The organism is Ruminococcus flavefaciens, from assembly GCF_900116855.1.
In the GTDB taxonomy this organism is placed as follows: domain Bacteria; phylum Bacillota; class Clostridia; order Oscillospirales; family Ruminococcaceae; genus Ruminococcus; species Ruminococcus flavefaciens_R.
In genome coordinates this window covers 77,172-103,142 of the sequence record NZ_UETD01000002.1, presented here as the reverse complement: position 1 = coordinate 103,142, position 25,971 = coordinate 77,172, and the positions used below count along the sequence as shown (strand labels likewise).

Here is a 25,971-nt window from a genome sequence, read left to right as displayed (position 1 = left end):
TAACATTAATAGGGTTCCTGCATAGAATATAAGCAGGGGAGAGATCAGACATCAACTATATTGGTAACGACTCCAGCAGGAGAGATGTCAATGTGACCAAAGGAAGGCTTTTTTCCGTCACGTGGCAGGGAAGCACTTCCGGGATTCATTATGTAAAGTCCGTTCTCATTGCTCTGATAGCGGACATGAGTATGCCCGAAAAGAACTATATCACAGCCGTTGGTGAGCGCAAGGTTCTTCAGCCTGTCCAGAGAGCCGCTTACACCGTAAAGGTGACCGTGTGTAGCAAGGATCTTATGCTCAAGGACAGGAAGTACAAAAACATCATTGCTGAGACTATCAAAGTCGCAGTTGCCTGCAACGTGTATTATCTTTGGAGCAAGCTTCTGGTGAGACAGGATGAAATTATCCAGCTCATGCTCGCCGTCGCCAAGGTGGATTATCCAGTCGGCATCGGTATTACGGAGAATTATACTTTCAAGATTGAAGTAATTACCATGTGTATCTGATAAAACAACAATTCGCAAGATGATCCCTCCCAGTTGATATTATAAGTGTATTATAACATAAAATTACAAAAATATCAACCGTTACGGAGGAATATTTTCATTTTTTACTAAAATGTGCGCGTAAAGCAACAGTTAACTGCCTCGGTATATAACATATTCCTAAGAAAAAAGCAATATAATAGTTGTGTACATTATCACAAAGGAGGCTTTTATGAATAATAACATAGACCCGAAAAAAATTTCCGGACTGCTCAACGCAGTCAGCAAAAAGATAGGAGTTCCGCCCGAAAAGCTGCGTTCCGAGCTTGAGGAGGGAAAGTTTGACAGTGCTCTTTCAGCAATGAATAAAAACGATGCCGCGAAATTCCAGCAGGCCGTCAACAATCCCAAGCTGGTAGAAAAAATGATGAGCACTCCGCAGGCTAAGGCACTGTATGAGAAGCTTTCGGGCGGTAAGAAATAACAGGAGAAACAAGTGGATGACATAATGGAAAGGATCAGCGAACTGCTCTCGGACGAGGAAAGCGTAAAACAGCTGTCGGAGCTTGCACAGATGCTGGTCTCGGAGGACGGAAGCGCCTCTGACACCGATAACGCAGAAAAACAGTCCGATGACCAGCCTGATCTGGGCGCAGTGCTGAAGCTCACAAGCCTTGTGGGAGCGGTTTCAAATGACAGCAAGAATACCGACCTGCTCCGTGCGCTAAAACCACATCTCAGCGCAGATAAGCAAAAGCGTGTAGACAAGGCAATAAAGCTCATGAAGCTGCTGGCAATGTGGAATATAGCAAAGGACAGTGGCCTGTTGCAGGAACTGATCTGATTTAGGGAGGTGATCTGATGGCGGTATATAACAGGAAAGGCAGTAAAGAACGCGGCTGTGAGAATATGCGGATATACCAGAACTGTCCACGGAATATCGCCGCAGATATCCCTCCCAATGAAGATAAGAGGTGTGAAAATGAAGATAAATACACCGAACAATATACTGCCAGCCCACTGAAAAGCATAATTGATGATATGCTTGACGGCGGGATAGACAGTGACAAGCTTCTGGTAGCTGTTCTGCTATACCTTCTTATAAAGGAGGGTGCTGATATAAAGCTCATTATAGCACTTGGATATATACTGATGTGAGAGGTAAAAATGGATACGGAAATGATATTCAGACTTGGCTGTGCAGCAGTCGTTTTAGTAGTCGCTATATACTATTTCAGACGCGAAAAAAAGATATTGTCACTTTTTATAGGAGCTGTAACAGGATGTGCGGCTTTGTTCATCGTAAATAAATACGGCTGTTTTCTTGGGGTGGACATACATCTTAACCTTTTTAACACACTTGGCAGCATTGTTCTTGGAGTACCTTTTGTTGTTTTTCTTGTAATAATGAATTTTTTGTAAAAATAAAGTCCTATTTCACAAAAACTATTGAATTATTATCTTTTTTATGGTAAAATATTCTTATAGGAGGTGGATCATGAACATTATCGATATCATCAATAAAACTAAAAAATCACAGGAACTCAACGAAGAAGAGATCGCATGGCTCGTAAAAAGCTACACAGACGGCGAAGTCCCGGATTATCAGATGTCTGCATGGCTTATGGCAGTTTGTCTTAACGGTCTTACGGAAAAGGAGACCTTCGCGCTCACAGCTGCTATGCGTGACAGCGGAGACATACTAAAGCTTAGCATACCTTATACTGCGGACAAGCACAGTACCGGCGGAGTAGGGGATAAGACCTCACTGATAATCGGACCAATAGTCGCAGCCTGCGGAGTATGTGTCGCCAAGATGTCGGGACGCGGACTCGGACACACAGGCGGAACCATCGACAAGCTTGAAAGCATCGAAGGATACAGAACTGATCTTCCTCTGGCAGAATTTGAAAAAATACTCAGGCAAACGAATTTCTCAATAATATCTCAGACAGGAGAGCTTTGTCCTGCGGATAAGAAAATGTATGCACTGAGAAATGCTACGGGAACCGTTGACAGTATTCCGCTTATATGTGCAAGTATCATGAGCAAGAAGCTCGCCATGAACGCTGACTGTCTTGTGCTGGACGTAAAGTATGGCTCAGGTGCATTTATGAAGTCCCGCGAGGACGCTGAAAAGCTGGCTGTACTCATGGAAAAGGCAGGCAGATCTGCAGGCAAGAAATGCAAAGCTGTTGTTACAGACATGGACTCTCCACTCGGAAAGAATATCGGTAACGCCCTTGAAGTCAAGGAAGCAGTCGAGGTTCTTCAGGGAAAGGTAAAGGGCAAGCTTTATGACATCTGTATCGAGCTTGCTGCTGATATGTTGGAGCTTTCCGGTAAGGGCGACAATTCAGCCTGCCGTAAAATGGCTGAGGAGGCTGTTTCGTCAGGAAAAGCACTTGGAGTTCTTCGCGATACTATCAAGCTGCACGGTGGAAACTACAAGATATGCGATGATACATCGCTTCTGCCTCAGCCGCTTCTTAAATATGAAATAAGAGCTACAAAGGATATGAAGATACTTGGCTTCAACTGTGAGGAGCTTGGCATGACTTCTCTGCTCCTCGGCGCAGGAAGACTTACAAAGGAAGACAAGCTTGATATGAGTGCAGGCATTGTCATGAACTGCGATATCGGAGACCAGCTTTCAGCCGACGACGTTATTATGACTCTTTACTCCACAGTTTGCAGTGACTTCTCGGACGCTGCTGTAAGAGCTCTCAATGCAGTTAAATTCGAGATAACGGAAAAGCCAAGCTACACCTGATAAGGGTGAAAAAAAAACGGAGGTAGTTGAAAATGGGATTTGTTGATTCAGTAAAGGATCTGGCAGGAAAGTTCGGCGAGTCAGTTGAGCGCGGAGCAAAAACAGTTTCCAACAGCTCAAAGAAATTTGCCGAAAAAACAAAAATGAAACGCGAGATAGCTCGTGTTCAGTCTGATATCAATACAGATTACATAGAGCTTGGAAAAGTAATGTTTGAAAAGATATGTGATGATCCGGAAAGCGAATATGCTTCGATCGTATCAGATATCAAGGACAAGAGCGCAAACCTTGAGGAGCTGAAAGCTCTTCTGATGACTCTTGAAGATAAGATCACCTGCGTAAACTGCGGCGCACACATCCGCAAGGATCAGATATACTGTGACAAGTGCGGTACTAAGGTCGAGAGACCCGCAGCTGAAACTGTTGCCGAGGTTGTTGAAGAACCGACAACAGAAGCTGTTTTCAGCTCAGACCAGGTTGAATAATACTCATAAAGGCGTATCTGCACAATGATACGCCTTTATTTATGCAACTTGCTGTAAATACAGCACTTCGATTTGTTGCTAAAAACGAAAAATAGGTATTTACTTTTTCGCTTTTTTGTGATAAAATATAAATAGTTTATCGCTTTGCAGCTTTTTTGCTTTTATAGGCAAAAGTTAAAAACTGCTCTTGCAGAAAGGAACTTAATAATGCCCATTACAGATTTACTTGAAAGAAACGCCGAATTATACGGCAGCGACGTTGCACTTGTGGAAGTCAATCCCGAGATAACTGAAGTTCGCCGTGTTACATGGAAGGAATATGAACTCATTGAGCCCAATCCCGAGTGTCACTACAGACGTGAGATCACATGGAAGGTATTTGACGAAAAGGCAAACCGTTTCGCAAATATGCTCATTGAGAGAGGCGTACATAAGGGAGACAAGGTCGGTATACTTCTTATGAACTGTCTCGAATGGCTTCCCATATACTTCGGTATACTTAAAACAGGAGCTCTTGCAGTTCCGCTCAATTTCAGATATACAGCTGATGAGATAAAGTACTGCCTTGACCTTGCAGAGGTCGATGTTCTCATGTTTGGTCCCGAGTTTATCGGAAGAATAGAAGAGATAGCAGACGAGATCAGCAAGAACAGACTTCTTTTCTATGTAGGTGAGGGATGTCCTTCATTTGCCGAACATTATGACAGTCTGGTGGCAAACTGCGCAAGCTCTGCCCCCGATGTAAAGCTCACAGATGACGATGATGCTGCGATCTATTTCTCATCAGGCACAACAGGATTCCCGAAGGCGATACTTCACGATCATACAAGCCTTATGCACTCCGCTAAGGTTGAGCAGAATCACCACGGTCAGACGAGAGACGATATCTTCCTTTGTATTCCGCCGCTCTATCATACAGGCGCTAAAATGCACTGGTTCGGAAGCCTTTACTCAGGCAGTAAGGCTGTTCTTCTCAAGGGTGTTAAGCCCAAGTCTATCATAGAGACAGTATCGGAAGAGGGCTGCACTATCGTATGGCTTCTGGTTCCGTGGGCTCAGGATATTCTCGACGCTATCGACAGAGGCGATATCGACCTTGCAAATTATGATCTTGACCAGTGGAGACTTATGCACATAGGCGCACAGCCTGTTCCTCCGTCGCTTATAGCACGCTGGAAGAAAGTATTTCCCAAGCACCAGTATGATACAAACTACGGTCTTAGCGAGTCTATCGGTCCCGGCTGTGTACATCTTGGCGTAGAAAACATCCACAAGGTCGGTGCTATCGGTAAGGCTGGTTTCGGCTGGGAAGTAAAGATCGCTGATGAAAACGGCAACGCTGTTGAACGCGGACAGGTTGGCGAGCTTCTTGTCAAGGGTCCGGGTGTTATGAAGTGTTATTACAGAGATGATAAGGCAACTGCCGAGACTCTCAAGGACGGCTGGCTCTATACAGGAGATATGGCTCAGGAAGATGAGGACGGATTTATTTACCTCGTTGACCGTAAGAAGGATGTCATAATCAGCGGCGGCGAGAACCTTTATCCCGTTCAGATAGAGGACTTCCTCAGAAGTCACCCTGCCATCAAGGATGTTGCGGTCATAGGGTTGCCTGACAAACGACTGGGTGAGATAGCGGCAGCTATCATCTCCATAAAGGAGGATCACAGTTGCACAGAGGAGGATATCACTTCATTCTGCCAGAAACTTCCCAGATATAAGAGGCCCCATAAGATCATATTTGCAGATGTTCCTCGTAATCCAACGGGAAAGATCGAAAAGCCGAAGCTTCGCGCCATTTACTGTGGCGAAAGCCTTGTAGCAAAGCAGATCAAGAACTGACATATAACAAAGACCGATGGTATTTCCCATCGGTCTTTTCACATTTTACATCTAAAACAAATATTCTTCGACCTTCTTCGACAAAACTCGTCAAATCACGACGAAATCGCCTATGTAAAAACGGCTGAAAATGTGGTATAATTTGTCTGAAAACATCGAAGGAGTGGATCATTAAATGAAGAATAACGTCGTAACAATCATCGTAAAAACACTATTAAACCTTGGCATCTCGCCAAACACCAAAGGATATCACTACCTGAGGGATTGTATACTTATATGTGTAACGTCCGAGAGCAATCTAACGGTTTTTAGTAAGGATCTTTATTCAAAGCTTGCCGAAAATTACCACACTACGGAATGCTCAATAGAACGGGCAGTCAGACATGCTATCAAGTCGGGCTGGTATCGTCACAACGAAGAACTCGCTGAAGTAATATTCATGAACACGCTTCAGAGCCAAAACGATATTCCGACCAATTCGGTATTCATCTCTACTATATCAGAATGGATAAAGATCAACTACACAGACCTTCTGAAATAATTAAAGGCAGCTTTACATGAGCTGCCTTTTTATTATATATAGAGTAATCAATAAATGTGTGAGTTTATTTGCCAGCAAACTAAAAACGCCTGTATCCTGATATTTATCAGGATACAGGCAAAAAAAGTGGTGAGACATGAGGGATTTGAACCCTCGACCCTACGCTTAAAAGGCGTATGCTCTACCGACTGAGCTAATGTCTCACAACAAAAATAATTATATCAAATTTTGCTATTGTTGTCAAGCCGTTTTTGATCTTTTTATATAATTGGTTATTATACCAACTTTCGTCTGCTCTTTTAGTGCAAATTGACGTTTTTTGATTTTATCCTTGACTTTTCGCTATATACATGATATAATATTTAAGTCGTCAAATGATGTGCTTGTAGCTCAGCTGGATAGAGTGACTGGCTACGAACCAGTAGGTCGGGGGTTCGAATCCCTCCAGGCACGCCATACGACTAAAGCCTTTGCGATTTTTCGCAAGGGCTTTTTTATTTTCCTTGACATAAACCGTGAAAACAGTTATAATATATAAGTATAAATGATAGGAGGGAACTTTATGCTAAAAAGATCATTAACAGCTCTGCTTAGTTCAGCAGCAGTTGCCGCAGGAATGCTGTCATTCTCGCTTTCCGCATACGCGACAACAGCAGACGATGTTGCAGCTGTAGCCAGATCATACGGCTATTCCGAAGAGGATATACAAGCGGGCTATAATGAATACTATTCTCACCCGGAAGATTATCCTTCAGAAAGACTTGATAAAGCCATAGCCAAGCTCCATGAGGCAGGAGCACAGATAATCACAACAGGCCCACAGGTTCCAAACAACAATACAACAGTAACTACTGCGGCAGCAGAATCCGGTAATACTGCTCCCGACTCTCAGCAGAGCAATGGAATAACTCTTACAGCAAGTGACGGGACCACCTTTACCCGTATATCCAAGGATGAATTCATTAAGATGTCATATGAACAGAAAATGGCATATGTAAGCAGCTTTACTCCGGCTCAGCAGCAAGCTATAATTGACAATCTCAGTCCCGAGGAATACAGAAGTATTATGAAGCAGACTCCCTCACAGCAGAAGCTTCAGATCGTAGGTACTCTTTCGGAAGCGGCTGAAGAAATGGGACTGAATGTTACGGTTGATGAAATATCCGACGATTCACTCACACTGGCAATGAGAAACGAAAAGGGTGAACTTGTCAGTGTTTCAACAGCAGGCGCTTCTGTTGAGGACACAGGCTATGACAGAAGATGTCTTCTTGCGGCGGCAGGCATTTTAATAGGTCTCAGCATTTCAGCGGTCATACTCATTATGCGCCGTTTCAGATTAAACGGATCGGAGAAATAAATGGAAAAGAATAAGAATAAAGACAGCGCTCTTATCCATATTGCAACTCCTTTTGTTCTTCTGGCACTTTGTGTAGGGCTTTTTATGATCGCTATGATAAAACCGTCGGACAAGATCAGAATGTATCTTAATCTCGCTTTCATGGACAATCTTAAATCCACCCCCGATTCAGCAAGCTCCGGACTTGTGATCCGCGATAATGATATCATAAGTGATTACAATGGCGATACTTTTGAAGAAGGCGAGTTTATCCGTCCTAAATTCGGAGAAATGTATGCCGAAATGACCTGCTCGGCATTTGATATCACTATTCCTGTTTACTGGGGAAGCAATTCAGAGCTGTTCGAGCGCGGAGCCTGCCAGTCTGCCGGCTCTGTCATAATCGGAGACAAGGGCAATACAGTTATCAGCGCTCATGTAGATACGTTCTTTTCAGAGCTTTACAAGCTGAAGAAAGGTGATAAGATCACTCTGAAGACAAATTACGGTTCTTTTGTATATACCGTAAAGGAGTCGATAAGCTTCAATAAAAAAGACGGCAAGTACGTTGCGCCTTCCGATGATACCAAGCTTACTCTTTATACTTGTAAAAAGGATATTCTCGGAAGTGCGGATGAGCGCACAGGTGCTGTATGTGAGCTGACGGAGAAAAAATTCTATAAAAGTGAAGGGGAGGGGATATCACAGTGAGAAAAGTAAGTACCTACCTTCCTTCACTTATAATTTCGGTGATACTTGTGTTTCTGCTTATATTAAGTTCTGCATTGCTGCTTGTAGATATAAATATCACAGCCGCCAAGCTAAAAGCTCTTGCTGCTAAAAACGAGCTGGAAACAAAGATATATACCGAACTGAACAAAAACTACAATGATAAATACAACACAACCGGTATCCCGTCTGATGTTTATATGAGTGCAATAAGTAATTCCTATCTCAAAAGCATCGAAGAAGCTTATATCGACTCAGCATTTGATGCACTTAATAGTGATGGAAAGCTCAATGTAAAAATACCTGAAAACAAAGAACTGGAAGAGAACATCGACAAGTTCTTCAATGATTTTGCCGACAAGAACAATTATGAAAAAGATGATAATTTCGGATTGAAATTAAGAACTACCAAAGAAAACGCTTATACTACCATTGGCTCATACTGTGATGTTTACAAGTTCTCGGCAATGAGCGACCACGGAGTCCTTCCCAAACTTGCTAAGCTTTACTCTAACCGTCTTCTTGCAACAGCGGGTGTCATAGGTGCAACAGTGTTGTTTATTGTACTTCTTGTACTCATAAACCGCAAAAAGAAGATAACCACACTTTACTGGTGCGGCATTTCGACGATCATTTCGGGAATACTCGGCGGTGCTCCAAGCATATATCTTATCGCTGTAAAGTACTTTGATTCATTTTCAATTAAACAGGCAGCCGTCTTCACAGCTTTTACAAGTGCGATGTACAAGTATACAGAAGCGTTCATGGCTGTACAAATGGCATCTATCGTCATTGGAATAACTCTTGTAGTTATATACGGCATAACGCATGAAAAGAAAAAATATCCCGATACAAAACCAACAGATATTAAATAAACTTTGCAGCTGCTTTAAGCAGCTGTTTTTGTTATAACTAACTAATAAAGTATGTTTATTTTTTAATTGTTGGTTATTGACAATTGAACATAAATGATGATATAATTATTTTATCGGTTTATACCGAAGAAAAATAATTAAGGAGGCAAATAATTATGGAATCAATCAAAAAGTACATCGCTGAAGTCATTGGTACATTTGTACTCGTGCTTCTCGGCTGTGGTACAGCGATGCTCGTAGGCTGCGACGCAACTTCCGGCGGAGGTTATATCCTTACAGCTCTTGCATTCGGCCTTGTTATCGTTGGTATGGCTTACTGTATCGGAAACATCTCGGGATGCCACATCAATCCTGCAGTTTCTCTCGGAGTTCTTCTCACAGGAGGAATGACATTCACGGATTTTGTAGGATATGTAGTTTCACAGTGTGTAGGAGCTATCGCCGGTGCAGGAATGCTCAAGGCAATTTTCGATCTCGGAAACGTTACAGATCTGACAGGCGGTTATGGTTCAAACGGTCTGGCAGGTGTTGACGGAAATGCAGGCGCTGGAATCCTTGTAGAGATACTTCTTACATTTATATTTGTAATGACAATTCTTGGCGTTACCTCAAAGAAGGCCAACCATGGTTCCTTCGGCGGACTTATCATTGGTCTTACACTTACACTGGTACACATCTTCGGAATCGGTCTTACAGGAACTTCCGTAAACCCCGCAAGAAGTCTTGGTCCCGCACTGTTAGCAGGCGGCGACGCTCTCGGTGATCTTTGGGTATTCATTGTCGGACCTTTTGTAGGTGCAATACTCGCAGCGCTCGTTTACAAGTTCCTTGAATCCTCAAACAAGAACGTTAAACCCGTTGCAGAAAAAACAGCAACTGCTGTAAAAACAGTAACTCCTGCAAAGGCATCTTCTTCAAAGAACAATTCAAACAAAAAGAAAAAGAAGTAATTCAATTAAGCTCCCTGATCACAGGGAGCTTTTTATTATAGTTATTCAGATGTACAAGCGAAAATCTTGAAAAAGTAAAAGAGAAGTGATATAATAGAACTAACGAAAAAAGAGACAAAGTTTCACCAAATCAAAGATATTTAACAATTTAGACCTAAAGTCAATATATGGCTTTAGGTCTTTTTTTTTGCCAGTATTCGGAAAGGGTATAGGGAAAACTAAAAGTTTGCCCTTTAATATATATTTCCAGTACTCACCGCCAAGAACGCATAAGCTGCACCGCTCAGACCGCATTATAATTGCAACGGCGGCTAATAATAACGCTATAACCTCTTTGCAAGCCCCTGCAAGGCACTGCAAGCCCTGCAAGGCACTGCAAGCCCCTGCAAGGCACTGCAAGCCCTGCAAGGCACTGCAAGCCCTGCAAGGCACTGCAAGCCCTGCAAGGCACTGCAAGCCCTGCAATCCCAAAAAAATAAAACTTGTCTTACAAGGTAAGATAAGAAGAAGGAGACGTAAGACTTTCAATGATAAAAGTGTTAGAATGCTTAAGCATTCTAATACTTTTAGTGTTGAAAGTATGGAGCGACGCAAAGAGCTCGAGAGAGGAGCTCTCGAATGTGCATAGAATATGCGTGCATATTCTATGTACATCAGAACACGGGAAATACTACCCTTATTATTAGCCGCCGTTGCAATTATAATGCGGTCTGTGCGGTGCTGTGTTGCGTTCTGGCGGTGATTTGGAAATAATACAACTTGTTTTAGTTGCTCCCCTCTGAGGGGTGAGGGGGTGGCATTATCTGGCTGCCGTGTCAGCTGCGAAGCAAACGAAGTTCCTAAAGGCTTAGTATTACCTTTAGGAACTTCGTTACAAAAATTTAGGTTATTGTGATTGTTATAAAATAAGGCTATATTTAATGATAAACGATAATACAACATCATGATATTACTATATTTTGTAACTAAGTAACTTCGTTACACTTCGTTACAAAATGTACTTCGTTACAATTTGATGTAAAAATGTCTTGACATCATGACATCACTGTGCTATAATGATTTTGAAAGGGGGTGTATCATGAAACAAACTACAGTCCGCATTGATGATGAACTTTACAAATCTATAAAAAAACATCTCATTGACATTGATAAAACGTTCAATGAGTATGTAACTGAACTTATAAAAAAGGATTTGGAGAGTAAAACGACATCTTAACAGACAATAGGACGATAATGCCCACTTTTCCGCGCTCTCTTACCGTTGACGCATACTTACCCATTATCGCCCTAATCTTAAAGCGGATTGCTAAGAGCATACAAGCTGCACAACGTGCTTATAAAGGGTAAAAATAATACACTGTTGTTTAGTTTGTAAATCCTTTACGGTAACCGTTAGCAGTCCCTTATAGCTTTATTATATAGCGATAGGGGACAAAAGTCAATAGTATTTTTGAAAAGGGGTTTTTATATGTCTAATATTTTAGAAGCTTATGATTTTATTTCACGTACAGAAGATTGTATTCGAGCACTTGTTTGTATTATTGAATGTAAGTCGGAAGTATCGGATTTAGAAGTATCTGCAAGTTTAGATAATATCGTTATCCAGCAATTAGAACAAATAGCTTCTGATTGTTGCGATCTCTGTAAAAATTACAGAAATAATTATGACTAATAAGGAGAAAAGTATAATTTACGCTTATTTCTATAATAATTATGTTCGTTTAGAAGATACTGTTCGAGTGCTTCAATCTAATATACGCTATAGAGATATTGATACAGTAGATTGTATCGAACTTGTTTGTGCTATTGAACGGTTTCACTTATTTTGTGAAGTTTCGCAGGATATAAGGACACTGCTGAGATTGTCTGAGGGTTCGGGGGACTCCCCAGAGGGGGAGCCCCCGACACAAGGGACGAAATACCGTTCTAATCTTGAAAAAAAGAAAAAAATATGATATACTATTCATGTGTAAAATAAGCGTGAAGTTTCACCAAATCAAAGTTTGGTGAAAGTTTCAATGATTTTTTAACAGGAGATAATTATGAGACGACTTTTTATAATGGATCAAAAAGATTATGATAATAACTGGAAAAGATACAAGCGTCCGTCAGTACGCGGTATAATTATAAAGAACAATAAGGTCGCAATGGTTTACAGCCGTAAGTTTGACTATTATAAGTTTCCGGGCGGCGGAATTGAAAACAATGAGGATCACATAACAACACTTAAACGTGAGCTGTCCGAAGAAACCGGTCTGTCAGTTTCCGGGACTTCTGTTACAGAATATGGCTCAGTGCTAAGAATTCAGAAAAGCCGTTTTGAAGAAAATGTTATTTTCGAGCAAGAAAACTTCTATTATCTATGCGATGTATTATCAGATACTTATCAGCAGACTCTTGACGAGTATGAAGCTGATGAAGGTTTTGTACTCGAATATGTTTCACCAGAATATGCTATATCAGTTAACAGAACTCATGATCACTTTGATTATGACGAGTATCTTATTGAACGTGAATCAAAGGTTCTTGAATCTCTCGTAAAGGACGGACTTTTATGAATAATATGAACTCCCCCGATAATCCCGAATTTCTCAATGATTATCTTGTACATATGAAAATAGTTAAACTTCTTGCTCAAAGGACTATTGAGGAATACTATACCGATATACGTTTGTTTCTTCGATTCATTTACGAAAACGAGCATAATACAGGTATGCCTTTAGAAGAGATCGACATCCGCGGTATGACAACTGATGATCTCAGAAAAATAACTGTTTCTGACATATATAATTTCATTTTCTATGCTTCGGACGAGCGCAAAAACAAGGACAGAGCACGCTACAGAAAGATATCGTCTTTAAGGAGTTTCTTCAAGTATCTTGAAAAAGTAGCTCATATCATCGAAAATAATCCTACAAAAGACCTCGATGTTCCTGTTCCAAAGGCTTCACTTCCCAAATTTCTTTCTCTCAACGAAAGTCTCAGACTTCTGGAAACTGCTGACAGTGCAGACTCCAAGCGTGACTACTGTATTATTACGTTATTTCTGAACTGTGGTATGCGTCTGAGCGAGCTTGTTGGTATTAATATCAAGGATATAGACTTCTACGAAAATCGTCTTAAAGTTCTCGGTAAACGCAGCAAAGAACGAATGGTATACCTCAATCCTGCTTGCATTGACGCTCTTAATAAATATCTTGTTATAAGGCAGAACAATCCAAAGGCTGCTGATGAACCTGCATTATTTATAAGCAATCAGAACAGGCGCATCTCTAAGCGCCGTGTTCAGCAGATCGTCGAGGAGACTCTTCAAAAAGCCAATCTTGACGGCAAAGGAATAACAACTCATAAGCTTCGCCATACAGCAGCAACTCTTATGTATCAGTACGGCGATGCAGATGTGCTCACTTTAAAGGAGCTTCTTGGGCACGCAAGTATTTCCACAACCGAAATATACACTCATCTTAATGATGAAAATGTACGAAACGCCATTGAAAGCAATCCGCTTGCGAAAGTTACATCGGAAAATGATGATGATAAATAATATGCAAAATAAACTCTTTTGCTGTTGCAAAATCCTTTGTTTTGTAGTATAATATTTTGGGAGATTTAGTAGATATAAAATCGGAGGAACGCTTTTATGTGTGGAATCGTAGGTTTTACGAATAATATTGACAATACTGACAAAGTTCTCGGAAAAATGATGGACCGTATAAGGCACAGAGGTCCTGATGCAGAAGGCAGATATATTGATGATGACATTGCTCTCGGACACAGAAGACTGAGTATAATCGATATAAGTTCAAGCGGTGATCAACCTATATTCAATGAAGACGGTTCCCTTGTTATAGTCTTTAACGGTGAGATCTATAACTATAAGGAAATACGCGAAAAACTTGTTGAAGCGGGTCACAGATTTAAAACCAATACCGACACTGAGGTTCTTATCCACGGATACGAAGAATACGGCGAAAAGCTTCTCAATATGCTCCGCGGTATGTTCTCATTCGTTATCTGGGACAAGAACAAAAAGGAGCTTTTCGGCGCAAGGGACTTCTTTGGCATCAAGCCGATGTACTATGCAAAAATGAACAGCACTCTCATGTTCGGTTCGGAAATAAAAAGCTTCCTTGAGCACCCTGAATTTGTAAAGGAACTGAATACTGCTGCACTTGAGAACTATCTCACCTTCCAGTACTCCCCTACTTCCGAAACTTTCTTTAAAAATGTTTACAAGCTTCCGCCTGCTCATTATTTCCGCTTCAAGGATGGAAAATTCGAGGCTAAGCGTTACTGGGACGTAAAATTCAACGCAGACGGAAAGCCGCAGCTCGATGAATGGGTAAACAGAATATCAGATACTTTCCATAACTCAGTAGAGGCTCATAAAATAGCCGATGTGGAAGTAGGCTCATTCCTCTCCAGCGGCGTTGATTCAAGCTATGTAGCTGCAATCGCCGATGTTGACAAGACCTTTACGGTCGGCTTCGGCAGCGATGAAAAATATAACGAGATAGGCTGGGCAAAGAATTTTTCTGCTGCTATCGGAAAAGAAAATACCAGCAAAGTCATCACTCCCGAGGAATACTGGAACAGTCTTTCCATGATACAGTATCATATGGACGAACCTCTTGCAGACCCGTCTGCGGTGGCACTGTATTTTGTCTGCAACATTGCCTCGGATAAGCTCAAAGTTGTTCTTTCGGGTGAAGGCGCTGACGAAATATTCGGCGGATATAATGTATACAGCGATCCTGACGGTACGCTCTATGACAAGCTCCCCCGTCCTATAAAGAGGGAGATCGGCAAGATAGCATCAAAGCTTCCCGCACATCGCGGAGTTAACTTCTTCGTCCGCAAAGGCAAGGATGTTGAGGAGCGATTTATAGGAAACGCTTATATGTTCACACCTGCTGACAGAAAGTCACTTCTGAAGATAACCACAGAAGCTCCGGATCCTACTGAAATAACATCTCATTTTTATAAGAATGTCAAGGGCAAGGACGACGTTACAAAAATGCAGTACCTTGATCTTCATATGTGGATGGCAGGAGATATTCTTTTAAAGGCTGATAAAATGAGTATGGCAAATTCTCTGGAGCTGAGAGTCCCTTTCCTCGATAAAGAGGTAATGGCTCTTGCCGAGAAAATACCTACAAAATACAGAGTTACACACGATAAAGGAACTGATGAGACAAAGTACATCACAAAGTATGCTATGCGTCTCGCAGCTAAAAAAGACACTCCCGAACAGACTGCCAAAACAGCTGCCAAAAAGAAGTTGGGCTTCCCTGTTCCAATAAGAGTGTGGCTGAAGGAAGACAAGTACTATGAGCTGGTAAAAAGCTATTTTGAAGGCGAAAGCTCACAGAAATTCTTCAATACAGCTCCCCTTCTGAAGCTTCTTGATGACCACCGTGCAGGTAAGGCAGATAACAGCCGAAAGATATGGACTGTTTTCATCTTCCTTGTATGGTACAAGGTCTATTTTGAAAATGACGGAAAATATTGATTTACAGGAGATAATATGCCAAGTATAGTTACTTATAAGTATATAAAACAAAACCCGGATATTATGGAGTATATACGACGCGCCGACAAGGCTCTTGAAGCGCTCGGATATACAGAGCACTCATTTCCTCATGTGGAAAAGGTTGCTCATACCTCAGCTATGATACTTGAAACGCTGGGATATGATGAAAGAACTGTGGAGCTGGCAAAAATAGCTTCCATAATGCACGATATAGGCAATGTTATCAACAGAGTCGACCACGCACAGAGCGGTGCTGTTATGGCATTCAGACTGCTGGATAATCTTAGTATGCCTGCTGATGAGATATGTTCGATAATCTCTGCTATCGGCAATCACGACGAAAGCACAGGTCAGCCCCTTGACGCTATATCTGCTGCTATGATAATCGGCGACAAGACCGATGTAAGAAGAAGCCGTGTCCGCAACCACGACCTGCTTACCTTTGATATCCATGACCGAGTAAATTACGCCGTAGTCAAATCAAACGTAAGGTTCAACGACAGCAGGACCTCTATTATTCTTGATCTCCAGATAGATACGGAGATATCCTCCGTGCTTGAGTATTTTGAGATATTTATGGAGCGTATGCTGCTGTGCAAAAGAGCTTCTAAGTTTCTTGGAGTGCAGTTTGAAATGATGATAAATGACAGTAAAATACTGTAAATAATATAACGGAGGTTCAAATATGTTTTCAAAGTATCAGCATCTTATCGATCTGAATGATTATCCGGTTTCATGGTGGAAGAACGTGGTAGAGCTTGGTGAGAAGATATACCGCTCCCCTGCTGATTATGCTCATGTTTGCGACGGAAAGATCATGGCTACACTTTTCTATGAGCCGTCCACAAGAACACAGATGTCATTCCAGACAGCTATGATAAGACTTGGCGGTCAGATCATCGGTTTTGATAATCCTGCCAATTCATCTGTTTCCAAGGGCGAGACAATAAAGGATACAACCAAGATAGTCAGCAACTATGCAGACGTACTTGTTATACGTCACCCTGTTGCAGGTGCAGCTAAGGCAGCTTCCCTTACTTCCGACTGCTCTGTTATCAACGCCGGTGACGGCGGTCACCTCCATCCGACTCAGACTCTCACGGATCTGCTCACTCTGAAAATCGAGAAGCAAACATTATCAGGGCTAACGATCGGTATGTGCGGCGATCTTCTTAACGGAAGGACCGTGCATTCACTCTGCAAGGCACTGAGTATGTTTGAGAATAATAAATTCGTGTTTATATCCACTTCACAGCTCGGTATGCCTGCTTATATCAAGGATATCATAAAGGCAAACGGAAGCAGCTTCACTGAGGTCAACACCCTTGAAGAAGCTATCGGAAGCCTTGATGTGCTCTATATGACCAGAATACAGCAGGAGCGCTTTGCAAGCGAGGAAGAATACCTCGCTCAGAAGAACACTTATGTTCTTGACAAGAAGAAGATGCTTCTTGCCGCAAAAGATATGATCGTTATGCATCCCCTGCCAAGGGTCGACGAGATAACTGTTGAAGTCGACGACGATGAGAGAGCAATGTACTTCAAACAGGCTAAATACGGTATGTATGTCCGTATGGCTCTTATAATGACTATACTCAAAGAGAAAAAGCCCTCAGAAACGTTGAAGGGTAAAGTTTTTACGGGAGTAAGATGCAGTAATCCCAGATGTATCACTAATCACGAGGAATATCTTCCCAAGAGCTTCCGTTCAAGCGGAGATGAAACGCTCCTTGAATGTGAATACTGTGACGAAAGAAAACTTATATAATCTGATTATTCCGTACAGAAAACATCTGTACGGAATTTTTTTGAAAAAGTACTTGACAAACCTGTTCTATATCGGAGGAGAACTGAAGGAAAATGATCCGCTTCCGTCAATACGAAGTCTTGCAAAGGATATGCGTATCAGCGTAGTAACTACAAAACGTGCGTATGATGAGCTTGAACGTGAGGGGCTGATATATACGCTTCCTGCAAAGGGATGCTTCGTTGCTCCGCAAAACACGGAAATACTAAAAGAACAAAATCTGAAAAAAATCGAAGAACATATCAACGAGATAAAAAAACTTGCGGTCCCCTGCAAGCTAACAAAGGAAGATATAATAGATATGTTTGAAATACTTTACGAGCAGGAGTGATCTTATGAATGCAATTGAAATCAAAGACCTTACAAAAGAATATGACGGCTTTAAGCTTGATAATATTTCGCTTGTGCTTCCATCAGGCTGCATAATGGGACTTATCGGTGAAAACGGAGCAGGCAAAAGCACTACTATCAATTCAATACTTGGATTGAAGAAGTATAAAAAAGGCAGCATTAAAGTATTAGGTCAGGATATGAATGCTAAACTGAAAAACGACATAGGCGTAGTACTTGATGAAGTTGGTCTGCCTGAGGCGCTTAACGTAAAGAATATCGGCACTATTATGCGAAATGTTTATTCAAACTGGAACGATGATGATTTTAACAGATATATCAATAAATTCTCACTTCCCGAGAATAAGAAGTTCGGCGACTTTTCAAAAGGTATGAAAATGAAGCTGGCTATCGCTATCGCTTTATCTCATAATGCTAAGTTCCTTATTCTTGATGAACCTACAAGCGGACTTGATCCGCTTCAGAACTGCAAAAGGAAGGTTTTTCTATCTGATCTTCACAGGTATCATATGTGGAGTTTTACCTTCGATGTTTCTCTCGGATGACAAAAACTTCACTGTAAAACTCGCGAAGCTTACAGGTCATTTCGCTGTTTTCAGTATCATATCTGTTGTTGCTGTCCTTGTTCTTCTCGCTGTCTCATGGACTATTTCCTCTATGATATACGAACATAAAGAAATCTAAAAAAGTAAAAGCCACCCTTCTAATGGGTGGCTTTATGTTAGTTTTCAGAAATCTTTGAATCATCATTAAACGGAGCAGCTTGTTTTCCGTTGATAGTTTTCTTTTCCTGAAGTGTGACCTTGATCTTAATATCCTTATCATTTCTGCAAACTGTAAGCGTTATCGTATCCCCTGCCTTATGCTGGTTCTTAATTTCATTCAGTTCCTGAGCAGTGGTCACAGGCTCGCCCTCAATGTCGATTATAACATCTCCGACCTCGATACCTGCTATATCAGCCGCACTGCCGGCTTGTACAGTACGAACAAGAACACCAACAGGTATATCAAAATATCGCGATTGAGCCTCACTTATATCGTTTGTATTTATGCCGATCTGAGGTCTGCCTGTTACATAACGGTAATTAATGAGATCATCGATGATAACCTTTGCTTCCTTCATAGGGATCGCAAAGCATAGTCCTTCAACACTTGCAAGACTGCTGCTGTAGCTGGATGACATTTTTGCGGAGTTGATTCCGATCACCTGACCGCAGCTATTGAGAAGCGGTCCGCCTGAATTACCGCTGTTTATTGCAGCATCAGTCTGGATGAGGTTCATTTTCTTTTCGTTAATGTCGATCTTTCTGTTAAGCGCAGAAACTATGCCGCTGGTAACAGTTCCAAAAAGATCAAATCCAAGTGGATTTCCGACAGCAATAACCAGCTCGCCAACTCTGAGCTCATCGCTGTCGCCGAGGACAGCAGGTTTTAAACCTGTCTCATCAACCTTGAGTACAGCGATATCTGTATCGGGATCATAAGCGACTATTGACGCTTCATGTTCAGTTTCGTCGCTGAAAAGAACCGAGACCTCAACAGCCTCGCCTGCGTTATAATCAACGTCATACACAACATGAGCATTGGTAACGATATAACCGTCATCAGAAATGATGAATCCGGTACCTGTTCCCCTGAGCTGTTGAGTCTGAGGAGTCGAGTTCCATCCCCACATACTGAATGACTGCTGCTGTTCAAACTCAAATGTTGAAGCTACGCCAACAACTGACGGCATAATGGAATCAACGATATCTGGAAGCGGTTTTGCGTCAGTACGGGAGGCGAGCTCAATAAGGCTTGGCAAAGGCTCGTCCTCTTTGACTTCTTCCTGCTGCTTCAGAACCGTCTTTGATGGGCTTCCTGAGAACTCTGCAAGCTCATCCCTTGTATTATTAAGGAATTTATAGACTTGAACTATACCTGTTCCGAGTATGACCAATGCAAGAGCGGCAGCAATACACTTGAGAGCTAAATGTGGCTTTTTCTTACGAGAATCTGATGAATTTTCCGAAGTATAGGTATAAGACCCCATATTATCTTCATTCCTGCTTATATCGTTATATTTATCCGAATAATATTCAGTCTGATAAGAACCTTTATCGGAACTGTATGTGTCCTTATCATTATAATTATCCGACATACCGCTCATCCTTTCACATAATTTCTCACTATAATATATTATAAGCATTTTTGTGATAATTATATGATAACACAAGGAAAAAATAATTTATATATTTGCTGTACATAACAAAAGCCCCGACTATTGTCGGGGCTGTAACTATTCAATTGTATTAAGCGACTTTCATCACTTGGCTAAATTACCCTTTGGACTCACCCTTTCGGATCAGATTTTAAATGTGTACCTCATTTTCATTGTACATCATTCCTTTAAATAAAGTAATCAAGCAATGTAAAAATTCTCCATTGGAATCACCTATAAAGATGTATTTATTCGGTATTATTCTTCATATCCGAATATCATGCAAGTTCATAAAGTAATAACCTAAATTCTCATTGGACTCAACCTTTACTTAAGATTTTTCGCAATATATCTAAAGACTTATTGTCGAAATTTCAGATAGCTCTGTATCCGTTAACTTTGACATGAAGCCGTTCAGATCAGCAATACGTCAGCTTTATGATCAGATGGTCAAGCATTTATTGAGCTTTATTCAATGGAACAAGCACGAAGCCTATATTCCCTTTTACTTTTGTCCGATCACTCAGCAAGCCCGCCGGCTTCACGATGCTGAATTGAATTTCCTTCCATTGGACTCACTCTCCCTTCCGCATAAAATCATTTACATTGAGGCTATGCCCCAGTCCAAGTAAATCTAGCTTGGAGGACTCTGTTGAGCTCTCCTTTTCTCTGTTTATATAATAGCATATTATATGTGCAATGTCAATAGATTTCTTGCAACATTCACATTTATTTAGTACATTTCAGCGTTAATACCAAACAGAAGTAACTCTGATTGTTCTATTTGACAATGAATATCGGTAAAAAAGGCGATCTGCTGAAAAATATATGAAAACTCTTGCAAATCAACCGAAAAAGAGGTATAATATATTTGTATGCCGCTCCGGCAGATATCGGTATGCCGTACACCGTAATTCGGCAGGCTCCATTTGGGGTCGGGAGAAAATATGGCTAAAAACAAAAGTATAAGAAGGATATCAAATAAAAAGCGCGGAAGACCTAAAGTCAGGTTCAGCATATGGGGACTGCTGCTTATATTCGTCCTATCATTTGCTACTTGCTTCATACTATATATGGTTGCTGCCAATTACAACGATGATTTCTTTTCGGAAGAATTTGACAAGATCGTTGTAGAAGAAAAAAACGGTAAGACTTCAGCTGACAGCAGCAACAACAGTGAAGCTCCTGATGCATCGAATAATAATATGAGTTCTGTGACTAATCCTATTTCACAGTCCGAAGCTAAAGATGCTTCTTATCTTAGCGGATGCTGTCTTGTAACAGATAGTACATTACAAGATATGGGTAAGTATTCAGGATTGAAGGATGTCATTTCAAGTCCTGAGCTTAATGCTGTCGGCTGCAATACTGTAACAATGGAATCATCATATGGTGTTAAGACAGCATACGAGATAATCCAGACCAAAAAACCTGAAACAGTTTATTTCATGCTCGGAAGTGATATTGGTACGGCTTCCGTCGACGATATGATATCAAGCTATACCGAGCTCATAAAAAATACAAGAGGATATCTTCCTGATTCTGACATATATATAATGCAGCTTCCTCCCGTTCGTGATGACGATCCTGTCATTACTAACGGAACTGTAAACGAGTTCAATACAAAACTCCTCACTCTCGCTAATACAAACAACGTTTATTGCATCGATACCAATACAGCACTCAAGGGTGTTGACGGAAAGCTTGCAGAGGGATTCAGAGATCATGAAACAGGAGCACTTACAGAATCTGCATACAAAACTATTGCTGATTACATACTTTGTCATACTGTATAATTTTCAAGCCGACCACTATATATAGTGGTCGGCTGTTTACATTTTGTAGACCCCTTTTAAACGCCGAAATATCGCAAAAATCAATTTTTATAAAAGATTTATGCACAATTATTACAATTATTCGGTATTTTTCTCCTCTTTCATTGTCTATACTCTACATTGACAAGCGTCTTCGAATGCTATATACTATACATTAGAGCAATTGAAAGACAGATACTATATATTGTGTTTGGAGGTATGATAAAGAAATGATAATCCACATTATCAAGAGAGACGGACGAAAGGTTCCTTTTAATATAGAGAAGATAGCAAACGCTATTTTCAAGGCTGCTCAGGCTCGGGGGGGCACTGACTTTAATGTTGCAATGGATGTTGCAGTTGAAGTATGCAGACTTTATGAGGAACAGAATCCGGGCAAAACTCCCACTGTCGAAGAAATACAGGATCTTGTCGAGAAGGTTCTCATCGAAAAAGGACACGCAAAAACAGCTAAGGCTTACATTCTCTACCGTTACGAGCGTACACGCTCACGCGAGATGAAGACTAATCTGATGTGTGTACTCAACGAGCTTACCTTCAGCCCCGCTAAAGACAGTGATATAAAGCGCGAAAACGCAAATATAGACGGCGATACAGCCATGGGCACTATGCTCAAGTATGGTTCCGTATCCGCAAAAGAATACTATGAGATGTACGTCCTTGAGCCTGCACACGCAAAAGCTCATCGAGAGGGCGATATTCACATCCACGACCTTGATTTCTATACTCTGACAACTACCTGCACTCAGATCGATCTGAAGAAGCTCTTCACTAACGGCTTCTCCACCGGACACGGCTTCCTCAGAGAGCCTAACGACATCGCAAGCTATTCAGCGCTTGCCTGTATCGCTATCCAGTCCAATCAGAACGATCAGCACGGCGGTCAGAGCATACCTACCTTCGACTATGCTATGGCAGATGGCGTAAAGAAAACATATGCTGCAAGATACACACAGAATGTAGCAAGAGCCCTTTCGCTCATCGGCGGTGTCGAGAATGAATTCGAGGTAATGGATGGTATAAAGAAAGAAATATCCGAAAACTTCGGTCTGAAACCTGTCCTTGCACACGATAACGGCTATCAGGAAAAGGAAATGGAGCTGCTCCTCAAATACACCGATAAGGAAACCGCTGAGAAAATTCAGGCTTTCGCCACAAGAAATGCTGAGAAAGAAACAGACAGAGCTACTTATCAGGCTATGGAGGCGCTGATCCACAACCTCAATACCATGAACAGCCGTGCAGGTGCACAGACACCTTTCAGCTCAATAAACTACGGTACAGATACAACTCCCGAGGGAAGAATGGTCATCAAAAACGTTCTTCTTGCTCAGGAAGCCGGTCTCGGTAACGGCGAGACACCTATCTTCCCGATACATATCTTCAAGATCAAGGACGGTATCAATTACAACCCCACCGATCCAAACTATGATCTTTTCAAGCTTGCCTGTCGTGTCTCCGCAAAGAGACTCTTCCCTAACTTCTCGTTTATCGACGCTCCTTATAATCTCCAGTATTACAAGGAGGGCAATCCTGATACAGAGATCGCTTATATGGGCTGCCGTACACGAGTTATAGGCAATAACTACGATCCTTCAAGAGAGATCGTTACAGGCAGAGGAAATCTCAGCTTTACTTCAATAAATCTTCCCAGACTCGCCATAAAGGCTGACCACAATGTAGGTCTATTCTTCGAGATGCTGGAAGAAAAAATGGAACTGGTCATTGATCAGCTCATGCACCGTTTCAAGATACAGTCTCAGAAGAGAGTAAGAAACTACCCGTTCCTCATGGGACAGGGCATCTGGATCGATTCCGACAAGCTTGGTCCCGACGATACAGTTGAAGAGGTACTAAAGCACGGAACTCTTTCCGTAGGTTTCATCGGTCTCGCTGAGACTCTGAAAGCTCTTATCGGCGCTCATCACGGCGAAAGTGAAGAAGCACGCGAACTCGGTCTCGAGATCGTTACTGCAATGAGAAAGCGTCTTGACGAGGAGTCAAAGAGAACAGGCCTCAACTTCTCTCTCCTTGCTACTCCTGCTGAGGGTCTCTCAGGCAGATTTGTTCGTATGGATGCTAAGAAATATGGCATTATCGAGGGCGTTACAGACCGCGAATACTATACTAACTCATTCCACGTTCCTGTTTACTACCCTATCAGCGCATTCGAGAAGATAAAGATAGAAGCTCCTTACCACGAGCTTACAAATGCAGGTCACATCAGCTACATCGAGCTTGACGGTGATCCTCTTGAAAACCTCAGTGCATTTGAAAAGATAGTTCGCTGCATGAAGGAATCAGGCATAGGCTACGGTGCTATAAACCACCCTGTTGACCGTGACCCCTGCTGCGGATATACGGGAATTATCGGTGAAACTTGTCCTTGCTGCGGCAGAAAGGAACATTCCAACAATGTCGCATTTGACAGGATACGCCGTATCACAGGTTACCTCGTTGGTACTCTTGACCGTTTCAATAACGGAAAGCGTGCTGAGGAGCACGACCGTGTAAAGCATGATGTATGATCAGGTGATTAAATGGAACTCAGAATTGCGGGAACTATCAACGATTCTATCGTTGACGGTCCCGGAATAAGATTTACGATATTTGTTCAGGGCTGCCCTCATAACTGTAAGGGCTGCCACAATCCACAGACTCACGATTTTAACGGCGGTACTCTTACCACTACCGAAGAGCTGCTTGAAAAAATAAAGGGCAATCCCCTGCTTGACGGCGTGACGTTCAGCGGCGGTGAGCCGTTTTGTCAGGCTGAGGCTCTATCAGTACTGGGAAAAGAGATCAGAAAGCTCGGTCTCAACATTGTAACATATACGGGCTATACGTTTGAGAAGCTTTATGATGACCGCGCTGAAAATCACTGGCAGGAACTTCTTGAAGTGACTGATATACTTATTGACGGACCCTTTATCCTTGAACAGAAGGATTGGGAGATCAAATTCCGCGGAAGCTCAAATCAACGCTACATTGACTGCCGAAAGAGCCTTGCCGAAGGTCGTGTGACCGAAGCAGAACCGTAAAAAATAATCCCGAAAGCGATATTCCATCACTTTCGGGATATTTATTTATCAGAAAAGATTTTTGGGTAAAAAAATCCGCCTTGCCGTCATATAGTGCATAAAACCCGCACGAAGCAGGTGGGTAAACGCCCTTATGCTTCTCGCTCCCTTCTTCCGCAGGGCGGGAGGTCTGCAGTCCACATACGGAGTCGAATTCCCTTGAATTATGTGTTGGATTATAAAAACTATAATTACCCGAACAAGGCAGAAATTTTCTTTTCTATATATATTATAGCACATGATTTTCAAAAAATCAATAGCATTTCTATGTAAAATAATTAAAAATTGGTAAAAATCATTCTTCCAATGCGTCCTGAAGTCGTTCCATGAAGAAAGAAGACACTGTCTCAAATTCGTCCTCGTCATCTATGGATACAAGTATCTCTTCCCCGTCCTCTTCTACAGACTTCAGAATAACAAGCTCACAGTCTGAATTGAGGAAATCATCATCCTCCACCGCAGGAAGCATTGCAAAATACTGTTCACCATTTATCTCAGCTGCATCAAAAAGCTCAAACTGCTTTTTGTTTCCTTCCTCATCGATCAGCTCGAAAAGATCGGGTGTATATTCATTCATTTCAGACATAGTTTTTTCTCCTATCCGGCATACGCCTTTTATGTATATATTATACACTAATACACTGCAAAAATCAAGTGGTAATGCATGGATAGTAGAGATTGCGAACTTTTTCTTCATTATGTCTTGAATTATTTCCCTAAATAGACTATAATATTATTATAGCTTAGAAGGAGGGATATATTATGCTGCATTGCGGAAAACAAATGATCAGAGGCTTCTTCAAGATCGAAAAGCGCGGTATACCGTCAAAGGGATCATCGCTTGTATATCCCGTTTCCACATTTTATGACGGCGACGAAATGCTGTGTGAGGTTCCTGTGGACACTACACTTGGATATTACTGTTCTGAATGCGGTATGCTGATAGGTGTGTTCCCTGTCACCCACCCTACGGGATTTGCAGGCAAGTTCAATCAGGATATAGACGATAATATTGATATCCTGCCAAAGAAGGTCTGCCCCGAATGCGGTGCCGAGATAGATGTGGACTATCCCAGATGTCCGTTCTGCGGTCATATCTATGAAGCTATATAATGATATTAACCTGCTTTGCAGGAGGTAATA

The 25,971-nt window shown here is 41.7% G+C and carries 27 protein-coding genes, 2 tRNA genes and 1 other RNA gene; 25 read left to right on the top strand and 5 right to left on the bottom strand.

Features of this window, described 5'->3' with window-relative positions; translation table 11 throughout:
• Positions 1–44: 44 nt before the first annotated feature.
• The gene (locus DSZ37_RS00530) at positions 45–527 is read right to left on the bottom strand and encodes a metallophosphoesterase family protein (RefSeq protein WP_109725031.1); all 483 of its coding nucleotides are present in this window, start codon (positions 525–527) and stop codon (positions 45–47) included.
• A gap of 193 nt (positions 528–720) precedes the next feature.
• Here DSZ37_RS00530 and DSZ37_RS00525 point away from each other — a divergent pair, with 193 nt between their 5' ends.
• The 8 genes from DSZ37_RS00525 to DSZ37_RS00490 all read left to right on the top strand — a co-directional run bounded on the left by DSZ37_RS00525 (position 721) and on the right by DSZ37_RS00490 (position 6,129).
• Positions 721–972, top strand: a complete 252-nt coding sequence (locus tag DSZ37_RS00525) for a hypothetical protein (protein ID WP_109725030.1) — start codon at positions 721–723, stop codon at positions 970–972.
• Positions 973–984: 12 nt separating this feature from the next.
• Positions 985–1,332, top strand: coding sequence for a hypothetical protein (locus DSZ37_RS00520; protein ID WP_109725029.1), 348 nt, complete (start codon positions 985–987; stop codon positions 1,330–1,332).
• A gap of 17 nt (positions 1,333–1,349) precedes the next feature.
• Positions 1,350–1,646, top strand: a complete 297-nt coding sequence (locus DSZ37_RS00515; protein ID WP_109725028.1) for a hypothetical protein — start codon at positions 1,350–1,352, stop codon at positions 1,644–1,646.
• Positions 1,647–1,655: 9 nt separating this feature from the next.
• Positions 1,656–1,910: a pro-sigmaK processing inhibitor BofA family protein gene (locus DSZ37_RS00510; RefSeq protein WP_109725027.1), complete on the top strand. Its 255-nt coding sequence runs from the start codon at positions 1,656–1,658 to the stop codon at positions 1,908–1,910.
• A gap of 76 nt (positions 1,911–1,986) precedes the next feature.
• Positions 1,987–3,261, top strand: a complete 1,275-nt coding sequence (locus tag DSZ37_RS00505; RefSeq protein WP_109725026.1) for a thymidine phosphorylase — start codon at positions 1,987–1,989, stop codon at positions 3,259–3,261.
• Between the two features lie 32 nt (positions 3,262–3,293).
• Positions 3,294–3,746: a zinc ribbon domain-containing protein gene (locus DSZ37_RS00500; protein WP_109725025.1), complete on the top strand. Its 453-nt coding sequence runs from the start codon at positions 3,294–3,296 to the stop codon at positions 3,744–3,746.
• A gap of 207 nt (positions 3,747–3,953) precedes the next feature.
• Positions 3,954–5,588 carry a class I adenylate-forming enzyme family protein gene (locus DSZ37_RS00495; RefSeq protein WP_109725024.1) on the top strand — a complete coding sequence of 545 codons (1,635 nt, stop codon included), beginning with the start codon at positions 3,954–3,956 and terminating at the stop codon, positions 5,586–5,588.
• A 175-nt stretch (positions 5,589–5,763) separates the two neighbouring features.
• Positions 5,764–6,129 carry a sporulation initiation factor Spo0A C-terminal domain-containing protein gene (locus DSZ37_RS00490; RefSeq protein WP_109725023.1) on the top strand — a complete coding sequence of 122 codons (366 nt, stop codon included), beginning with the start codon at positions 5,764–5,766 and terminating at the stop codon, positions 6,127–6,129.
• Positions 6,130–6,256: 127 nt separating this feature from the next.
• Here the strand turns inward: DSZ37_RS00490 and DSZ37_RS00485 are convergent.
• Positions 6,257–6,332, bottom strand: a tRNA-Lys gene (locus DSZ37_RS00485).
• Between the two features lie 176 nt (positions 6,333–6,508).
• Between DSZ37_RS00485 and DSZ37_RS00480 the strand changes: the two genes are divergently transcribed.
• The 13 genes from DSZ37_RS00480 to DSZ37_RS00420 all read left to right on the top strand — a co-directional run bounded on the left by DSZ37_RS00480 (position 6,509) and on the right by DSZ37_RS00420 (position 18,258).
• Positions 6,509–6,585 (top strand) — tRNA-Arg (locus DSZ37_RS00480).
• A gap of 106 nt (positions 6,586–6,691) precedes the next feature.
• Positions 6,692–7,489, top strand: a complete 798-nt coding sequence (locus DSZ37_RS00475) for a hypothetical protein (RefSeq protein WP_109725022.1) — start codon at positions 6,692–6,694, stop codon at positions 7,487–7,489.
• A complete protein-coding gene (locus DSZ37_RS00470; protein WP_109725021.1) occupies positions 7,490–8,179 on the top strand; it encodes a class D sortase in 690 nt (229 codons plus the stop codon).
• Positions 8,176–9,072: a hypothetical protein gene (locus DSZ37_RS00465; protein ID WP_109725020.1), complete on the top strand. Its 897-nt coding sequence runs from the start codon at positions 8,176–8,178 to the stop codon at positions 9,070–9,072. Before DSZ37_RS00470 ends, DSZ37_RS00465 begins: the two co-directional genes overlap by 4 nt.
• A gap of 155 nt (positions 9,073–9,227) precedes the next feature.
• Entirely contained in the window at positions 9,228–10,022 is a 795-nt protein-coding gene (locus tag DSZ37_RS00460) for an MIP/aquaporin family protein (RefSeq protein ID WP_109725019.1), read from the top strand.
• 1,468 nt (positions 10,023–11,490) lie between these two features.
• Positions 11,491–11,694: a hypothetical protein gene (locus DSZ37_RS17460; protein WP_146198140.1), complete on the top strand. Its 204-nt coding sequence runs from the start codon at positions 11,491–11,493 to the stop codon at positions 11,692–11,694.
• Positions 11,695–12,064: 370 nt separating this feature from the next.
• On the top strand, positions 12,065–12,580 hold the full coding sequence (locus DSZ37_RS00450; protein WP_109725017.1) for an NUDIX domain-containing protein: 516 nt from the start codon (positions 12,065–12,067) through the stop codon (positions 12,578–12,580).
• Complete coding sequence (locus DSZ37_RS00445; protein WP_109725016.1) at positions 12,577–13,566, top strand: tyrosine recombinase XerC; 990 nt, start codon at positions 12,577–12,579, stop codon at positions 13,564–13,566. The genes DSZ37_RS00450 and DSZ37_RS00445 overlap by 4 nt, the downstream gene beginning before the upstream one ends.
• A 96-nt stretch (positions 13,567–13,662) precedes the next feature.
• The gene (asnB, locus tag DSZ37_RS00440) at positions 13,663–15,534 is read left to right on the top strand and encodes an asparagine synthase (glutamine-hydrolyzing) (protein ID WP_109725015.1); all 1,872 of its coding nucleotides are present in this window, start codon (positions 13,663–13,665) and stop codon (positions 15,532–15,534) included.
• A 15-nt stretch (positions 15,535–15,549) separates the two neighbouring features.
• Positions 15,550–16,218, top strand: a complete 669-nt coding sequence (locus DSZ37_RS00435) for an HD domain-containing protein (protein WP_109725014.1) — start codon at positions 15,550–15,552, stop codon at positions 16,216–16,218.
• Between the two features lie 22 nt (positions 16,219–16,240).
• Positions 16,241–17,323, top strand: a complete 1,083-nt coding sequence (gene pyrB / locus DSZ37_RS00430; protein ID WP_109725013.1) for an aspartate carbamoyltransferase — start codon at positions 16,241–16,243, stop codon at positions 17,321–17,323.
• Between the two features lie 40 nt (positions 17,324–17,363).
• The gene (locus DSZ37_RS00425) at positions 17,364–17,693 is read left to right on the top strand and encodes a GntR family transcriptional regulator (RefSeq protein WP_242978529.1); all 330 of its coding nucleotides are present in this window, start codon (positions 17,364–17,366) and stop codon (positions 17,691–17,693) included.
• A 4-nt stretch (positions 17,694–17,697) separates the two neighbouring features.
• Positions 17,698–18,258, top strand: a complete 561-nt coding sequence (locus DSZ37_RS00420) for an ATP-binding cassette domain-containing protein (RefSeq protein WP_109725011.1) — start codon at positions 17,698–17,700, stop codon at positions 18,256–18,258.
• Positions 18,259–18,434: 176 nt separating this feature from the next.
• Here the strand turns inward: DSZ37_RS00420 and DSZ37_RS00415 are convergent, their stop codons facing one another.
• On the bottom strand, positions 18,435–19,853 hold the full coding sequence (locus DSZ37_RS00415) for a S1C family serine protease (protein ID WP_109725010.1): 1,419 nt from the start codon (positions 19,851–19,853) through the stop codon (positions 18,435–18,437).
• A 1,007-nt stretch (positions 19,854–20,860) separates the two neighbouring features.
• Here DSZ37_RS00415 and DSZ37_RS00410 point away from each other — a divergent pair.
• The 3 genes from DSZ37_RS00410 to nrdG all read left to right on the top strand — a co-directional run bounded on the left by DSZ37_RS00410 (position 20,861) and on the right by nrdG (position 24,789).
• Positions 20,861–21,709, top strand: coding sequence for a hypothetical protein (locus DSZ37_RS00410; RefSeq protein WP_109725009.1), 849 nt, complete (start codon positions 20,861–20,863; stop codon positions 21,707–21,709).
• Positions 21,710–21,957: 248 nt separating this feature from the next.
• Positions 21,958–24,276, top strand: coding sequence for an anaerobic ribonucleoside triphosphate reductase (locus DSZ37_RS00405; protein ID WP_109725008.1), 2,319 nt, complete (start codon positions 21,958–21,960; stop codon positions 24,274–24,276).
• 12 nt (positions 24,277–24,288) lie between these two features.
• Entirely contained in the window at positions 24,289–24,789 is a 501-nt protein-coding gene (gene nrdG, locus DSZ37_RS00400; protein WP_109725007.1) for an anaerobic ribonucleoside-triphosphate reductase activating protein, read from the top strand.
• 68 nt (positions 24,790–24,857) lie between these two features.
• Here nrdG and ssrS read toward each other — a convergent pair.
• Together ssrS and DSZ37_RS00390 are read right to left on the bottom strand one after the other, a co-directional pair.
• Positions 24,858–25,042, bottom strand: a non-coding RNA gene (gene ssrS / locus DSZ37_RS00395) — 6S RNA.
• Between the two features lie 81 nt (positions 25,043–25,123).
• On the bottom strand, positions 25,124–25,414 hold the full coding sequence (locus tag DSZ37_RS00390; protein WP_109725006.1) for a DUF1292 domain-containing protein: 291 nt from the start codon (positions 25,412–25,414) through the stop codon (positions 25,124–25,126).
• Positions 25,415–25,590: 176 nt separating this feature from the next.
• Here DSZ37_RS00390 and DSZ37_RS00385 point away from each other — a divergent pair, with 176 nt between their 5' ends.
• Complete coding sequence (locus DSZ37_RS00385) at positions 25,591–25,941, top strand: zinc ribbon domain-containing protein (protein ID WP_109725005.1); 351 nt, start codon at positions 25,591–25,593, stop codon at positions 25,939–25,941.
• The last annotated feature ends 30 nt before the right edge of the window (positions 25,942–25,971 follow it).

Excerpts from the sequence above, each read along its gene's own strand:
- DSZ37_RS17460 (WP_146198140.1), top strand. The coding sequence starts at position 11,491 with ATGTCTAATATTTTAGAAGCTTATGATTTTATTTCACGTACAGAAGAT.
- DSZ37_RS00405 (WP_109725008.1), top strand. The coding sequence starts at position 21,958 with ATGATAATCCACATTATCAAGAGAGACGGACGAAAGGTTCCTTTTAAT.
- asnB (WP_109725015.1), top strand. The coding sequence starts at position 13,663 with ATGTGTGGAATCGTAGGTTTTACGAATAATATTGACAATACTGACAAA.
- DSZ37_RS00490 (WP_109725023.1), top strand. The coding sequence starts at position 5,764 with ATGAAGAATAACGTCGTAACAATCATCGTAAAAACACTATTAAACCTT.
- DSZ37_RS00385 (WP_109725005.1), top strand. The coding sequence starts at position 25,591 with ATGCTGCATTGCGGAAAACAAATGATCAGAGGCTTCTTCAAGATCGAA.
- DSZ37_RS00450 (WP_109725017.1), top strand. The coding sequence starts at position 12,065 with ATGAGACGACTTTTTATAATGGATCAAAAAGATTATGATAATAACTGG.
- DSZ37_RS00445 (WP_109725016.1), top strand. The coding sequence starts at position 12,577 with ATGAATAATATGAACTCCCCCGATAATCCCGAATTTCTCAATGATTAT.
- DSZ37_RS00470 (WP_109725021.1), top strand. The coding sequence starts at position 7,490 with ATGGAAAAGAATAAGAATAAAGACAGCGCTCTTATCCATATTGCAACT.
- DSZ37_RS00505 (WP_109725026.1), top strand. The coding sequence starts at position 1,987 with ATGAACATTATCGATATCATCAATAAAACTAAAAAATCACAGGAACTC.
- DSZ37_RS00435 (WP_109725014.1), top strand. The coding sequence starts at position 15,550 with ATGCCAAGTATAGTTACTTATAAGTATATAAAACAAAACCCGGATATT.
- DSZ37_RS00475 (WP_109725022.1), top strand. The coding sequence starts at position 6,692 with ATGCTAAAAAGATCATTAACAGCTCTGCTTAGTTCAGCAGCAGTTGCC.
- DSZ37_RS00525 (WP_109725030.1), top strand. The coding sequence starts at position 721 with ATGAATAATAACATAGACCCGAAAAAAATTTCCGGACTGCTCAACGCA.
- DSZ37_RS00515 (WP_109725028.1), top strand. The coding sequence starts at position 1,350 with ATGGCGGTATATAACAGGAAAGGCAGTAAAGAACGCGGCTGTGAGAAT.
- DSZ37_RS00390 (WP_109725006.1), bottom strand. The coding sequence starts at position 25,414 with ATGTCTGAAATGAATGAATATACACCCGATCTTTTCGAGCTGATCGAT.
- DSZ37_RS00500 (WP_109725025.1), top strand. The coding sequence starts at position 3,294 with ATGGGATTTGTTGATTCAGTAAAGGATCTGGCAGGAAAGTTCGGCGAG.
- DSZ37_RS00420 (WP_109725011.1), top strand. The coding sequence starts at position 17,698 with ATGAATGCAATTGAAATCAAAGACCTTACAAAAGAATATGACGGCTTT.
- DSZ37_RS00510 (WP_109725027.1), top strand. The coding sequence starts at position 1,656 with ATGGATACGGAAATGATATTCAGACTTGGCTGTGCAGCAGTCGTTTTA.
- DSZ37_RS00495 (WP_109725024.1), top strand. The coding sequence starts at position 3,954 with ATGCCCATTACAGATTTACTTGAAAGAAACGCCGAATTATACGGCAGC.
- DSZ37_RS00410 (WP_109725009.1), top strand. The coding sequence starts at position 20,861 with ATGGCTAAAAACAAAAGTATAAGAAGGATATCAAATAAAAAGCGCGGA.
- pyrB (WP_109725013.1), top strand. The coding sequence starts at position 16,241 with ATGTTTTCAAAGTATCAGCATCTTATCGATCTGAATGATTATCCGGTT.
- DSZ37_RS00415 (WP_109725010.1), bottom strand. The coding sequence starts at position 19,853 with ATGTCGGATAATTATAATGATAAGGACACATACAGTTCCGATAAAGGT.
- nrdG (WP_109725007.1), top strand. The coding sequence starts at position 24,289 with ATGGAACTCAGAATTGCGGGAACTATCAACGATTCTATCGTTGACGGT.
- DSZ37_RS00460 (WP_109725019.1), top strand. The coding sequence starts at position 9,228 with ATGGAATCAATCAAAAAGTACATCGCTGAAGTCATTGGTACATTTGTA.